Raw genomic sequence first — 12,632 nt, 5'->3', positions numbered from 1 at the left:
AACGCCTCGCCACCATCCATGAAGCATTCCTGAAGATCGCCTGTTGCATCATCTGTTGGCGACACCTCAGGAAGTCATTTTGTTAGGCCTTCTAAGACAACATAGACATCGGCAATCCGCCACGCAGTCCTGCTACCGAGACGGCTCCGTCAAATGAGAAACACGCGCGTCATAGTCACTCATTACGGCGGGCCTGATTCGCTTCAGGTGATAGACGAAGAGTGCCCTGAGCCAAAGAACGGCGAGGTGCGGGTAAGGGTGCTGGCAGCGGGAGTGTGCCAGCCCGACCTGATGATGCGCGAAGGCTTTCATCCCGAAACGCCTCCTCTGCCTTTCACACCGGGGTGGGACCTGGTTGGACTGGTGGATCGACTTGGCGACGGAGTTTCCGAAGTTGATTCAGGTCAGTTGGTCGCTGCGCTACCCATTACCGGCGCGTATTCCGAGTTCGTCTGTCTGCCGCAGCGTGAACTTGTTCCGGTGCCTTTCGGATTGGACGCCGCCGAGGCTGTCAGCCTCGTGCTGAACTATGTCACGGCCTACCAGATGTTACACCGGTCCGCGAAAGTCAAGGCGGGCCAGCGCGTGTTGATTCATGGCGCGGCAGGTGGAGTCGGGTCGGCATTGATGCAACTCGGGCGCCTTGCCGCACTCGAGATGTACGGTACTTGCTCATCGCAACATACGCCTGTGATTTCTGCCCTGGGCGGGATCCCGGTTGATTACAAACAGGTTGATTTTGTGAAAGAAATTCACCGCCTCACGGGATCCGGGGTGGACGTCGTCTTTGATGGCATCGGTGGCCCCAATATTTGGCGTTCCCGCGAGGCCCTGTGTCCCGGCGGGACGGTAGTGGCTTATGGACTCTCTGCCGCGCTACGTGGAGGGCGATTGGCGTCTGGTCGAACAGGCCGCAGGAATCGCTTCCAACGACTCGCCATCTTCGCTTTGTTCATTGCCGCCGGCTACCTTCTCCCGGGCCGGAAACGCGTCGTTCCCTATAGCATTCAGTGGCTCAAGCGGATGCGGCCAGCATTGTTTCGCCAGGATCTGATCGCGTTGTTCGATTTGCTTCAACAAAAAAGAATCAAGCCGCTCATCGCAGAAAGGTTTTCTCTGACTGAGGCAAGACAGGCGCATGAGTTGCTGGGAGAGCAGGGTGTTACAGGCAAAGTCGTTTTGGTGGCAAAAGGCGTTGACGCGATTGCGAACCTCAACGACGGCTGCAGAAAAGCTACTCTCGTTCCCACCGAGGCCGACGGTTCATGAGCGCAGCCAATGTTCAATTGCTTGCTTGAGAGGTTGGTTTCTGTGGGAATGCTCAGCGGGGCGAGCCAGTATCGCACGCCTTCTCAAGTGCGCGGCTTGTGCTCGCTGAGCAGTGACAAGATGCGCGGATCGTGGTCTACCCGCCGAGCTTCTATGATACGTACCGTTTCCGCATCTGGATGCGCGGGATTGAAGAGGTAGTTGGATGCATACGGCACAAGCACGCTGGGCACTTTTAGCAGCAAGCTCGAGCGCGATGCGAGCCATTCTGTGCCGGCGCTTCTGGACCAACTGTTATTGCTTTTCCAGTCCTCGGGCAAGTCCGAAATTTCCGCGACAGCGATGGAGTCTTCTACCTCGATCTGGAGGAGTTGGTAGTCGGTGGGAAGATCCTCCATCTTCCTGATATCTTGATGTACGAGCACCTCGAGGAAGGCTAAGGCAGGATGCTCAGCCAAATACACGACAGGCTGTCCAGCGAAGTGCCAGCGTCCGCCAGCACGCAGCCCCCCGATTCCCTTGAGATCCGCATAATTGCTAATGCGCCAGAGAAGCATCAGGCGAAGTATCCTTCGTCAATCTGGATAATCGCTTCCTCGACCAGTCGTGCACCTTGTTCGGTGCCGGTCAATTCCAGCGGCGACTTGGCGCCAAATCGTTGTTGGCTCGAGCGCAGCCACCGCAACGCGCGATCGGCTTCGCCAAACGTGCTGATCGCATGGGCAAGGATCCGGGCAAGTCGGATCGCTTTATCCGATTCGTCGACCGTGAGGGACTCGGCTCTTTCGCGACGGTGAGTCAGCGTGCGGCGCGGAATGATGAAGCTGATCTCGTCCCAGGCAAGACCTGCACTGTGAAGGCTCTCCATGATCTCCGTCGGCAGACGTTCGACAGCGAGAGACACCAGGTCGGCATCAGAATGGATTTTTGTTCCTAAAGCATCACTCAATAGATCCAGATAGCGACCGCGTGGTACCTGGGTTACCCCTGTCGGTTGGAAAGTAATGGTCTGCATACTCAGGCTCCATGGCAGAATGCCATTCTATTATAGGCATTTTGCCAAAGATTTGCTGTGCCAGACGCCCCCAGAAGGGCTGTTTGCGCTCGTACCAGCAGCCGATCGCCCGGCTGAATCTCTGCCAGGCCAACCGGATGCCATTGACCGCCCTCGAAGCGATTGGCGCGTTTCGGTGCGTGACTCAGCAGTGCCGTCATTTCCCGCTGCGCTCGCGCCTGAGCGCCGTCTTCCAGCGCTCGTCTGCTCGCGAGCATCAGGGCGTGCAGACGTGTGGGAAACATGAGCAGTCTCGTGTCGGGGCGATTTCTGAGTGGCGCTAGATCATGCGACGCAGCAGCCGGTCTTTCAGGATGCACTCATGCCAGAGCGCGGCGGTGGCATGCAGTCCGACGAAGATGTACACAAGGGTCGCACCCGACTCGTGAACCTGCCTGGCGACGCCGGCCAACGTCTTATCCTGCGCAAGGGGGAGCGTCCAGGTCAGTCCAGTCAGTCCAAATGGCTGAATGGGCTTACCGCCCCAGGCAAGCGCCAACACGCCGAGAATCGGCATCCCGATCATCAGCACATAGAGCAGGCCATGCGTGAGTCGTGCGGCACGCTCCAGTAACCGGGGACCGGAGACTGGCGCAGGCACCCGCGTTCCCCAGCGGGCGAACAGACGCAGCACTATTAATGCCAATACCGACAGCCCCGCCGTCTGGTGCGCGGTGAACAAAGCGGCGCGCGCAGCGCTGCCCTTGGGGAAGACGTCGAGGATCTCGATCGTCATCACTGCGATCAATACCGCCAGGAACACTAGCCAGTGCAAGGTCCGCATGGCCAGCGAGTATTTCGGTTCGGAATGCATAGCGTTACCCATTGAAGAAATCGATCAGGATCAATCGTCAAAGTCCCACAGCCGATGCAGATCGAGCTGGAGCCGGCTATCCGCCTCCAAGGCGTCCACTCGGGCGAGCCGCTCGGCAAGGCGCGCGTCGGCAAGGTTGCGCCGCGCTGCAAGCAGCTCGGCCAAGCCTGACTCGCCCGCGCGATACGCACGGGTTGCGCGATCGGAGGCGCTTTTCTGCAACGCAGCGGCTTCGATCTGCGCTAGCGCTGTCGCGCGCTTGCCTTGCAGGTTGCGGTACAGCACATCGAATTCCGCGCCCAGGCGGCGTTCTGCGCCGAGCCTGCGGCGGGCAGCCGCCTCCGCATCGGCTGCTGCCGCCGTAGCGGCCGAACGGCGATGCGCCGAGCCAAGCGGCATGGTCACACTCACCCCAATGATGCGTTCCGCACCACCGCGCTCCACCGTTGCAAACATGCCGACGGTGGGATCGGGCCGGCGCTCCAGGTCCGCTCGCTTGGCCACCTGCAGCGTCTGCACCTCCTCCGCCATGGCAAGCCGGTACTCATGACTGTCCTGGATGTACTGGATACGCAGCTGTTCCGGCCGGTCCTGCTGCGATGGAGGCAGCGCAGTGTCGCCAGCCAACGCGGGGCGGCTCAACCCGGGAAAGCGAGCTTGCAGTTCCGCCAGCGCCGCCTGCTCGGCTGCGGTGGCCATCGCCAGCGCGGCCTGCATGCGTGCGTGGTCGGCTGCCGCCAGTTCGCCATCCAGGTGCGCGGCGTCCCCCAATTGGACCCGGCGGGCCGTGAGCGCGGCCAAGTCGGCCGCGGCCCGTGTATTGTCCTGAGCGGCCTGACGCGCTTGTCCTGCTCGCACAGCGGCAAACCAGAGCGCCAGGATCTGCCGCGACGCCTCGTGGCGAGCATCCTTCACGGCAAGCTGGCCTGTCTCTGCAGCCGCATCGGCGAGTTGCCCGTCGGCCCGGGCTTTGCCCCAGAGCCGCAACGGCCGCTCCACGGCGATCTGGCCTTCAGCATAACGCTCGGACGGATCCCGGACCTGGCGCCCCTGACCGATCGCCCGCACCACCGTTTCCGCGGTGCCGGCGCGAATGCCTTCTGCGCGCGCCAGCGTGGCATCGCGGCGGGCTTGCGCCGTGGTGACCTCGGGCGATTGCGCCACGGCCTCGCGCACCGTGCTCTCAGCGGGTAGATAGCTCGGCGTGCTCTGCGCTTGCGCTGCCGCGCTCAAAACCAGCATCGCGCAAGCCCCCGCCAACGCGATGCGAAACATGTTCAACCTCATTGCGAATCTCCCTGCCCTGCGATCCTGCGAGACCGGGGCATACCAAAGCGTTCAAACAGCAGGGGCAGCAGGAGCAGCGTGAGTGCCGTCGAAGAGAGCAACCCGCCCGACACGACAATCGCCAGCGGGCGCTGAATCTCCGACCCCGGCCCGCTGGCCAGCAGCAGCGGAATCATCCCCAGCGCCGTAATGCAAGCCGTCATGAGCACCGGCCGCAGACGGTCACGCACACCGACGCGCACGGTTTGCGCTATGCCGAGGCCCGACGCGAGCAGCGTGTTGAAGTGCGAGACGAGCACCACGCCGTTGAGCACCGCAATCCCGAGCAAGGCGATAAAGCCCACGGAGGCCGGCACCGACAGGTACTCTCCGGATAGGCGCAGTGCGGCAATGCCGCCAACGAGCGCGAACGGAATGTTGGCGATCACTAGCGCCGCCTGCCGCACCGAGCGGAATGTCAGCATCAGCAACAGGAAGATTGCCCCCAGGGCCAATGGCACGACCAGTGCCAGGCGCGCCGCCGCCCGCTGCTGGTTTTCGAACTGACCACCCCACACAATCCGCAACCCTTTCGGGAGCGTGCTGAGGCTGCCGACCGCCGCTTGCGCTTCCTGCACGAAGCCGGCCAGATCCCGGCCTTCAACGTTGGCCTGGATGACCGCAAACCGTGCGCCGTCTTCGTGGTTGATGCGTACCGGGCCGTCCACGCGTTCGATGCGAGCCAGAGACGTGAGCGGCCACGCCTTGCCGTCCGGCGCTGTCACGAGCAGGTGGGTCAGGTTCTCCGGTGCTTGGCGCAGATTTGCGCCGCCGCGCAGGATGAGCGGCGTGCGGACGATGCCCTCGGGCACCACGCCAATCCGGTCGCCTTCGATCAGGGCACGCAATTGCGCCTGCAGAGCGTCGCCGGAAAAGCCGGCCTGGCCGACTGCGGCGCGGTCCAGCGACAACTTGAGGTACTGCACGCCACGGTTGCTGGGCGCAATCACCTCGGCCGCGCCCGGGATCGCGCGGACCTTGGCGGCAATGGCCTGCGCCGCTGTGTCGATCGCTGCCAGATCAGTGCCGAAGAGCTTGATCGCGACGTCCCCGCGCGTGCCAGTCAGCATCTCCGAGACGCGCATCTCGATCGGTTGCGTGAAGCCGTAGATCACGCCCGGGAAGCGCTCCATCACGCGCCGAATCGCCATGGCGATGTCCTCCTTGCTGCCGCGCCACTGGTCCTTGGGCTTGAGCACCAGGAAGGTATCGGTCTCGTTCAGGCCCATCGGGTCCAGGCCCAGATCGTCCGAGCCGGAGCGCGCCACAATCGAGCGGATCTCCGGCACCTCCTTGAGCAGCGCCAGCTGCACGCGCTGGTCCAGGTCCAGCGAAGCCGCCAGGGAGGCCGACGGGGCCTTCTGCAACTGCACGATCAGATCGCCTTCGTCCATGGTCGGCATGAAGGTCTTGCCGACCGACATGTACAGCACCACGGCCACGGCCAACGCTGCCCCCGCCATGCCGAACACGATGCGGCGATGCGCCGTGGTCCAGCCCTGCGCCCGGGCGAAGCCGCCCGCCACCTTGCGCATCAGCCAAGGCGGCTCATCCGCATGCGCGAGCAGCAGCAAGGAAGCCAGCGCCGGCACCACCGTAAAGGCGATCACCACGGATGAAGCCAGCGCCAGCACGATGGTCAGCGCCACCGGTCCGAACAGCTTGCCCTCCAGCCCCTGCAGTGACAGCAGCGGCAGGAACACGATGGCGATGATGGAAACGCCGGCGAGCATCGGCACGGCCACCGTGGCCACTGCGTGACGGATGACCGCACCGCGCAGCGCCGGGTCGGTCTTGTGGTCTTGTGCGCGGACCATGGCGGTCTCGATGTTCTCCACCACCACGACCGCTGCGTCGACCAGCATGCCCAGCGCGATGGCCAGACCGCCCAGGCTCATCAGGTTGGCGGTCAGGCCCACGTGGCGCATCAGCAGGAAGGTCGCCAGCATCGACAGCGGCAGTGTGGCAGCCACCACCAGCGCCGCCCGCACGCCGCCCAGGAACAGGTACAGCGTGACGACCACCAGCACGCTGGCCTCGACCAGGGCGCGAACCACGGTGTTGGCCGCACGTGTCACCAGCTCGCCGCGGTTATAAAAAACGTGGGTCGACATGCCCTTGGGCAGTTGCGGCGCAAGCGCGTCCAGTCGCTCCTGTACCGCGTCGACCAGCTTGCGGGCATCGCTGCCGCGCAGGCCTAGCACCAATCCTTCAACCGCCTCACCCTGGCCATCTTTGCTGACGGCGCCGTTGCGGGTTGCCTCACCCAACTGCACGGTGGCGACATCGCCGACGGTCACTGCGGGAGTGGAGGACAAGCCCTGCGCCGGCACCACGACAATCGCGCGCAGGTCGTCGAGCCCGCGCACGCCGCCTTCGACGCGCACGACCCAGTGCTCGTCGCCGCGATCGAGGCGCCCCGCGCCGTCGTTGCGGTTGTTGGTGTCCAGCGCCTGACGCAACTGCTCCAGGGTCACGCCGCGGGCGCGCAGGCGTGCCGGGTCGGGGGTTACCTCGTAGCTGCGCACTTCGCCGCCCAGCGCGTTGACGTCGGCCACGCCAGGAACGGTGCGCAGCGCCGGCCGGATCACCCAGTCGAGCACGCGGCGCCGCTCGGCCAGCGAATAGCCGTCGCCCTCCACGGTGAACATGAACATCTCGCCCAGCGGCGTGGTGATGGGCGCCAGCCCACCCACGGCGGTGGACGGCAGGTCGCGCGCCAATCCGGCCAGGCGCTCCGACACTTGCTGGCGCGCCCAGTAGACGTCCACCCCTTCTTCAAAATCGACCGTCACGTCGCTGATGCCGTACTTGGACACCGAACGCACGATCGTCTTGTGCGGGAGGCCGAGCAGTTCCTGCTCGATGGGCGTCGAGACACGTTGTTCGACTTCTTCCGGCGTCATGCCCGGCACCTTGAGCACCACCTTGACTTGCGTTGGCGAGATGTCGGGAAACGCGTCGATCGGCAGGTTCAAGTAAGCCCACGCTCCGGCGGCGGCAAGCACGCCGGCCGCGATCAGCACCAGCACGCGTTGGCGCAGTGAAAACTCAATCAGGCGGGGCAGCATCACTGTTCTCCGGCCAGCAAGCCCTTAAGCGCGCCGACACCGGCAACCGCCACACGCGCTCCCGCGGGCAGGGTGGCGCGCACGACTGCGATGGCATCGTCCATACTCGCCACGGCGACCTCCTGGAAGCGCAAGCCTTTGTCGGTCGCGACGAACACACCCGGAACGCCGTGCACGTAGAACAATGCGGCCGCCGGAACCCGGACCAGTCCCGAGCTACCCACGCCGGCAGAGCCGCGCAGCTTCAGCGTGACGTTGACACTTTCACCGGCACGCAAGTCGCCACGGCGCTCCAGCGATGCGCGCACGCGCATTCCCGCCGTGCCGTCGCCCGAGGGCGCAACGCCAATGACCGTACCGCCTGCGCCGCGCTGCGCAATCTCGATCCGGTCACCCGGGGCAGGTATGGGCACATCACGGCCGACCAGCAGGTCCAGCTCCAGCGCAGCGGGATCAACGATCCTGAAAAGCGGCGCGGCTGCCTCCACCCGCGCGCCCGGAACCGCGTTGACTTCTGACACGACACCTCCACGGCTGGCAACCAACTGCGCTTGGCCTCCCGAGCCAGTGAACGCGATCCCTGCGGATGCGAGCTCCGCCCGGCGCGCTTTGGCCATGGCGTTGGCTTCGGCAGCCCGTGCCTGCGTGGCCTGCCAGCGGCTCGCGGCGATGATGCCGTCGTCGTAGAGCGCCTTGTCGCGCGTCAGCGATTGCTGCACCAGGCGCGCCTGCGAGTCGGCTTCGGTGAGCGCGCGGCTCGCTTCGAAGAGTTGTGGGCTGAGGAAGCTCGCCAGCGGCTGGCCCGGGCGGACGGTCTGCCCCATCGAAACCAGCACGCGAGGCACCATGCCCGCATACGGGGCGGCCACCACAGACTGCGCATCCGGCTTGAAGACGACACGCGCGTGCGTACCGACCTCCAGACTTTCGGAAGCTGCGACTGGGCTGAACCGCACGCCCAGTGAGCGTGCCTGTTCGGCCGACAGCGGCAGTGCCCGAGCCGTTGCTTGGGCAGCAGCCCGCGCAAAAGGAAACACAGTCAGTGCGAGCCACGCACCGACCACCACGATTCGTTTGAGAAACATGCTTGGACTCCAATCCACGAAGGCCACGCTGGCGGCGTCGCCTCCTGACTCCGTCGCACAGACAAGCGGCACGAAGATCCACCGCCGCCTCGCTGCCATGCGACGCGAATGACGAACTCTGAACTGTGGATAACCAACGGATAGCGAAACGGCTACCGCCTCGTTGCGTCGGGCGAGCGCAATGGGTCAGGAGCCGGCGCTCCTGACCGATTAATGATCGCCATTGCACACATAAGGGGCTTGTTGCAGGTCAACAAGTTGCGGGGCGCTGCGGCGCGCACGCCAGCCATCAGCCGGGTACGGATCAGGAAAACAGCGGAGGCGCCTGGGCGGGGGGAGGTCGGTTGATGCGATCGCGCCAGCGCGCGCGAATGGGCGCTGGCCGAAAAGCAGGACGTGATCGAGTGGAACAGGCAAGCGCTGCCAGCAGGATGAACGTGAGCGCCGATACCGCCGGGCCCGCCGCCAACAGAAATGCAGCGAGCTCAAGCGGGCCAATCGCGAGTTCGACGTCAACCTCGAAGGGTTCTTTGCTCGTCAACGCCAAGTCATGGTCAGCGGCATCCACCTCCAGAGAGGAGGCTTGGTGCCGGGAAGAGTCGAGGGATTGAAAATGAGAATCAACCGTGCCAGAGAGCGCGGTGTGCACGTGCAGGCCAGTTTGTTTCGGCGTTCCGAGATGGCCGTGCAGGAGCGGGCTCAGCAGTTGCGTCAACACGATGACTAGCAACATGATGGCCCGAAGCGAGATGCTTGCGGTTGCACGTGGCATTTGCGCATTGTAAAGCAATCCGTAATCCGACGCTGCCAATCGCAAGGCAAAGTTACTTCAGGTGAATGAGGACCGATCCCTCCGATATCTCTGGCGCGCCCACGCCTGTGCTTCCGGCGTTTTTCGCGATCCAATCCTTCGCCTTCTGTACGCTTTCGTCAGTGCCTGTCTTGTCCTGGCAAACGGTCACCGAGAATCCGCCATCGCCGCTGCGTGCGAGGGTGTAGCCGACAAAGCCTTTAACCGAACGCATCAGTTCTTCGACCTCAGCTGTGCGCGTCTCCAGCAGATCGAACAACTCCTTTGCACCCTTTCCGGAAAATCTCCTTATAACAGTTTGCATGATTGCATCCTCCTGTTTGACCAGCGAGACGAGCACGCCGCACGAACAATGCGTGTGCAGCGTGTAGAGTGTGGGAGTCATTGAGAAAGCCGGGCACCTGACTTCCGCAACCCCTACCAAGGATAGTAACTGTACCGTCGTAGTAAACCCTGGCGCCTTCAGCCAACGTCCGCAATTCTTAAGGCCTGTTCATTGTTAAGGCTTGTTCACTGGCAGACGACGGCCGCGATCAAGGAACGACCGGTTGAATCTGCAACCCTCAGCAGTCATTCGCACACCGCTCTGCGAACGACTGAAGTTCGGCCAAAGCGTGCAACCTGACCCAACCGGCAGCAGTCGCCGTTGCGCCGGTCTTGCAACGGTCCCTTGCGTCGATTGCTTTGAAGATTCGCCAGAACGCTCAGGGGGTGTACCCCTGCGGTGCCGGCGGCGGGAAGTAGGGCTTGTAGTTGGCAGGTGGCGTCGCGGGCGGCGCCGCAAGCATCTGGCCGTAGACCGGGACCCGGTGTCCGCTAGCGTATATGCACTGGATGTAGGCAGCGTCGTATTGGTGCTGCGCACTGTATCCTGAGTCGCTTGAATTACTGGCACCAACCGCCGAACTGCTCACCGCCGCCGTGTTGGAGGCTTGATGGGAGCTCACGCCGCCGACCCGGTCCAACGCGAACTGGCGGCAGTTGTGGTCGTCGCCGAGAAACTGGTCGAAGGTCTTGTTACTGCCCGGGAGCACCATCACGGTTGGGCCTGACGGCATTGCCGTACATGCGCCCACAACGAGCGCGGCCGCCATCAGGAGGGGAGCGGAACGCGGCTTCATCAATGCCTCGGCATTACGGCGACGGCTGGCCCGGCACCGTTTGCCAGCCGCCCGGACAGTCCTTGATGTACGGGTAATAGCCACTGGGCTGATCGCAGCGGTACCACCACGCGTTTGCCGACGCACCGTCCGACCCATCGCCTTGCTCGACGTATTGCGTCGCGGGCGCGTAGTAACCGGGGTAGGCAGTGGGGTATGGCCAGCCGTCGTACGGATATCCCCACCAGCCCGGCCAACCGCCGCCTATCACGAAGGCCGCGGGCCCGTGCCCATGGTGAAAACCGCCATGGTGGAAGCCATTGTGACCGTGAAAGCCGCCGCCGTGCATGCCACCGCCGCCACCACGACCGCCGCCGCGACCGCCGGCCAGCGTCGGACCGCCGGCGGCCATCGCCCCCCTACCACTAATGCCAGGGCGATCTTGCAAAGCCTGCGCCCGTTCATGATGTGTCCCCTGCTTTGCTGCCCGACGGCCGGGTCACTCGGACCCGCGCCAGCCCCCTGCTTCGTTTGGTTTGTTTGATCCCCGTGCACGCATCTCCGCTTGTATTGAATACGAAATTGACGCATCCGGCGCCGGCCATGAAGCCCCCGAAAATGTGGCGTGACTGCTACTGCCGGCACGACACCCGGCCGCGCCTGGGCTGAGGGGGCGCCGCGCCGTTATCTTGTAAACGGCTGACAGGTCAGATTGCCCCTCGTTTAGCGGCTACGCGGTCGCCCGTTGACGGGGTCGGCTGCCGGTTGCGCCACGCGTTGATCGCGTCCCCGATTGACTTGATGAGGACGTTTGCCGCGCCTGTCTGGCATGTTGCGGTCATGGGCCCTCACTGGTGAGCACCGCGAGATCAGCGCCCATGGACTGCTAGCGACGGGGCGGCATAAACGCCGTGCCGTTTCGGACTAGAATTCTCTGAGGAGGTGTCAGTCATGTCAGCTATCAAGCGCATCGATCCGGGCCATTCCGCCTATCAGGCCGCGCTGCACAGGACGACCCGCTACCCTGCGGAGCACGTCACGTTGACGGCTGGCTCCAGGAAGAGGCTGCGCCCCTGTGTGCCGCATCGAAAGGTCGGGCGCGGCAAGGTCGGCATCGGCGGCAAGTAGGCAGCTGCAACCGTTGTAAGGCGCCGGGCTTTAGAAGGTGCCTTGACGTGAATTGGCTGTCCGGCGCAAGGGCGGATGAAACGCGGTCGTTCCTCCAGCGCTACCCTGCCGACTTGATGTCCGCTGAAGCGTATCCGCTGCCTCCGCGCATGGCAGGACACTCGATCGGCATTGACGGGCAGCCGTGCTGCTAGTGTCTTGAATCGACGACGATCTACCCCTCGATGTCGAACGGCCGCTTCTGGCCGCCAAGCAGCCTCCGCCGGTCGCTCCTCGGTCGGCTCTTTCTGCTAAGGATTGTTTGATGTCTGCCCTCGTCTGCAGGACTATGAGAGGCCGTAGCGCCTGTGGGCAGGCGTCGAACAATCCTCGAGGGAGGATACCGCGGGGTGCAGCGGTGCGGCGTGCTTGGCTATGACGATTGAAGCGTTTGTGCGATCAGCAGAGCCGGGGGATGTCGGAGGGAGCGTGGCGAGAAGCGGACTTAGGCAGGGCGCGAGGTCGCGGCAACTTATGACCATTTGGACACCGCGACCGTGCAAGGAGGCGGCCTGACACAGCAAGCACGACTGTGCGCTTGCGGCTCCGGTCTTCGAAGAGCCGACGGTTGACTTGGGTACGAAAGCGATGTGGTGTCATGTGACGACTCGCTGTGGTGGCGGTCCGCGGATGTAGGCACTGCGCGGGGGGACCTCAATGATGAGTATCGGTGCGGCCTTCTGTTCGAGCAGGTGGGTGGCGAAACTGTGTCGAAGTGTATGCATGGACACGCTTATCAATCTGTGCATCCTGGGCGGCGACATGGATGGCGCGATTGAGTTGCCGGGGGCTTAGCGGCTCGATCGGGTTGAGACCCGGGAACAGCCAGCCACTGTCGTAATGCCGTTCAGTTAAGCGCTGAACGGCATTTTTCATTGTTAGCCGCAGAAGCAGTTGTAAACCGTGAGCCGCAATGTTAACTTTGCGGCGCCGTG

Annotated in this window: 13 protein-coding genes and 2 pseudogenes; 3 read left to right on the top strand and 12 right to left on the bottom strand. The window is 63.7% G+C overall.

Features of this window, described 5'->3' with window-relative positions; translation table 11 throughout:
* A pseudogene (locus RM96_RS38755) lies at positions 1–86 on the top strand (IS5/IS1182 family transposase); the annotation flags it as partial.
* Between the two features lie 67 nt (positions 87–153).
* A complete protein-coding gene (locus RM96_RS20250) occupies positions 154–1,269 on the top strand; it encodes a medium chain dehydrogenase/reductase family protein (protein WP_039013193.1) in 1,116 nt (371 codons plus the stop codon).
* Between the two features lie 83 nt (positions 1,270–1,352).
* Here the strand turns inward: RM96_RS20250 and RM96_RS20245 are convergent, their stop codons facing one another.
* The 11 genes from RM96_RS20245 to RM96_RS20200 form a co-directional block, all read right to left on the bottom strand.
* Positions 1,353–1,829 carry an RES family NAD+ phosphorylase gene (locus tag RM96_RS20245; protein WP_152624164.1) on the bottom strand — a complete coding sequence of 159 codons (477 nt, stop codon included), beginning with the start codon at positions 1,827–1,829 and terminating at the stop codon, positions 1,353–1,355.
* Positions 1,826–2,284 carry an antitoxin Xre/MbcA/ParS toxin-binding domain-containing protein gene (locus RM96_RS20240; RefSeq protein ID WP_039013191.1) on the bottom strand — a complete coding sequence of 153 codons (459 nt, stop codon included), beginning with the start codon at positions 2,282–2,284 and terminating at the stop codon, positions 1,826–1,828. The genes RM96_RS20245 and RM96_RS20240 overlap by 4 nt, the downstream gene beginning before the upstream one ends.
* 2 nt (positions 2,285–2,286) lie before the next feature.
* Positions 2,287–2,568, bottom strand: coding sequence for a hypothetical protein (locus tag RM96_RS40890; protein WP_443112265.1), 282 nt, complete (start codon positions 2,566–2,568; stop codon positions 2,287–2,289).
* Between the two features lie 35 nt (positions 2,569–2,603).
* Positions 2,604–3,137: a cytochrome b gene (locus RM96_RS20235; protein WP_039013190.1), complete on the bottom strand. Its 534-nt coding sequence runs from the start codon at positions 3,135–3,137 to the stop codon at positions 2,604–2,606.
* Positions 3,138–3,167: 30 nt separating this feature from the next.
* Positions 3,168–4,424, bottom strand: coding sequence for a TolC family protein (locus tag RM96_RS20230; protein ID WP_039013189.1), 1,257 nt, complete (start codon positions 4,422–4,424; stop codon positions 3,168–3,170).
* Positions 4,421–7,534: an efflux RND transporter permease subunit gene (locus RM96_RS20225; protein WP_039013188.1), complete on the bottom strand. Its 3,114-nt coding sequence runs from the start codon at positions 7,532–7,534 to the stop codon at positions 4,421–4,423. The genes RM96_RS20230 and RM96_RS20225 overlap by 4 nt, the downstream gene beginning before the upstream one ends.
* Positions 7,534–8,619 (bottom strand): efflux RND transporter periplasmic adaptor subunit, encoded by a 1,086-nt coding sequence (locus RM96_RS20220; RefSeq protein WP_039013187.1) that lies wholly within the window; start codon positions 8,617–8,619, stop codon positions 7,534–7,536. Before RM96_RS20220 ends, RM96_RS20225 begins: the two co-directional genes overlap by 1 nt.
* A 304-nt stretch (positions 8,620–8,923) precedes the next feature.
* Entirely contained in the window at positions 8,924–9,409 is a 486-nt protein-coding gene (locus tag RM96_RS20215; protein WP_338011423.1) for a hypothetical protein, read from the bottom strand.
* Between the two features lie 34 nt (positions 9,410–9,443).
* Positions 9,444–9,734, bottom strand: a complete 291-nt coding sequence (locus RM96_RS20210) for a hypothetical protein (RefSeq protein WP_039013194.1) — start codon at positions 9,732–9,734, stop codon at positions 9,444–9,446.
* Between the two features lie 400 nt (positions 9,735–10,134).
* On the bottom strand, positions 10,135–10,551 hold the full coding sequence (locus RM96_RS20205; protein ID WP_039013184.1) for a glycine zipper family protein: 417 nt from the start codon (positions 10,549–10,551) through the stop codon (positions 10,135–10,137).
* 13 nt (positions 10,552–10,564) lie between these two features.
* Positions 10,565–10,978: a hypothetical protein gene (locus RM96_RS20200; protein WP_238587340.1), complete on the bottom strand. Its 414-nt coding sequence runs from the start codon at positions 10,976–10,978 to the stop codon at positions 10,565–10,567.
* A gap of 503 nt (positions 10,979–11,481) precedes the next feature.
* Between RM96_RS20200 and RM96_RS39420 the strand changes: the two genes are divergently transcribed.
* A complete protein-coding gene (locus tag RM96_RS39420; protein WP_193752490.1) occupies positions 11,482–11,658 on the top strand; it encodes a hypothetical protein in 177 nt (58 codons plus the stop codon).
* A 693-nt stretch (positions 11,659–12,351) separates the two neighbouring features.
* Here the strand turns inward: RM96_RS39420 and RM96_RS40085 are convergent.
* Positions 12,352–12,632, bottom strand: a pseudogene (locus tag RM96_RS40085) (hypothetical protein); the annotation flags it as partial.

Source organism: Cupriavidus sp. IDO, assembly GCF_000812465.1.
Taxonomy (GTDB): Bacteria; Pseudomonadota; Gammaproteobacteria; order Burkholderiales; family Burkholderiaceae; genus Cupriavidus.
The sequence above is the reverse complement of the archived record's forward strand: the minus strand, read 5'-3'. Positions and strand labels throughout refer to the sequence as shown.

Coding starts and splice junctions, on each gene's coding strand:
- RM96_RS20230 (WP_039013189.1), bottom strand. CDS start 4,424: ATGAGGTTGAACATGTTTCGCATCGCGTTGGCGGGGGCTTGCGCGATG.
- RM96_RS20225 (WP_039013188.1), bottom strand. CDS start 7,534: ATGCTGCCCCGCCTGATTGAGTTTTCACTGCGCCAACGCGTGCTGGTG.
- RM96_RS20205 (WP_039013184.1), bottom strand. CDS start 10,551: ATGAAGCCGCGTTCCGCTCCCCTCCTGATGGCGGCCGCGCTCGTTGTG.
- RM96_RS20240 (WP_039013191.1), bottom strand. CDS start 2,284: ATGCAGACCATTACTTTCCAACCGACAGGGGTAACCCAGGTACCACGC.
- RM96_RS20210 (WP_039013194.1), bottom strand. CDS start 9,734: ATGCAAACTGTTATAAGGAGATTTTCCGGAAAGGGTGCAAAGGAGTTG.
- RM96_RS39420 (WP_193752490.1), top strand. CDS start 11,482: ATGTCAGCTATCAAGCGCATCGATCCGGGCCATTCCGCCTATCAGGCC.
- RM96_RS40890 (WP_443112265.1), bottom strand. CDS start 2,568: ATGTTTCCCACACGTCTGCACGCCCTGATGCTCGCGAGCAGACGAGCG.
- RM96_RS20220 (WP_039013187.1), bottom strand. CDS start 8,619: ATGTTTCTCAAACGAATCGTGGTGGTCGGTGCGTGGCTCGCACTGACT.
- RM96_RS20235 (WP_039013190.1), bottom strand. CDS start 3,137: ATGCATTCCGAACCGAAATACTCGCTGGCCATGCGGACCTTGCACTGG.
- RM96_RS20250 (WP_039013193.1), top strand. CDS start 154: ATGAGAAACACGCGCGTCATAGTCACTCATTACGGCGGGCCTGATTCG.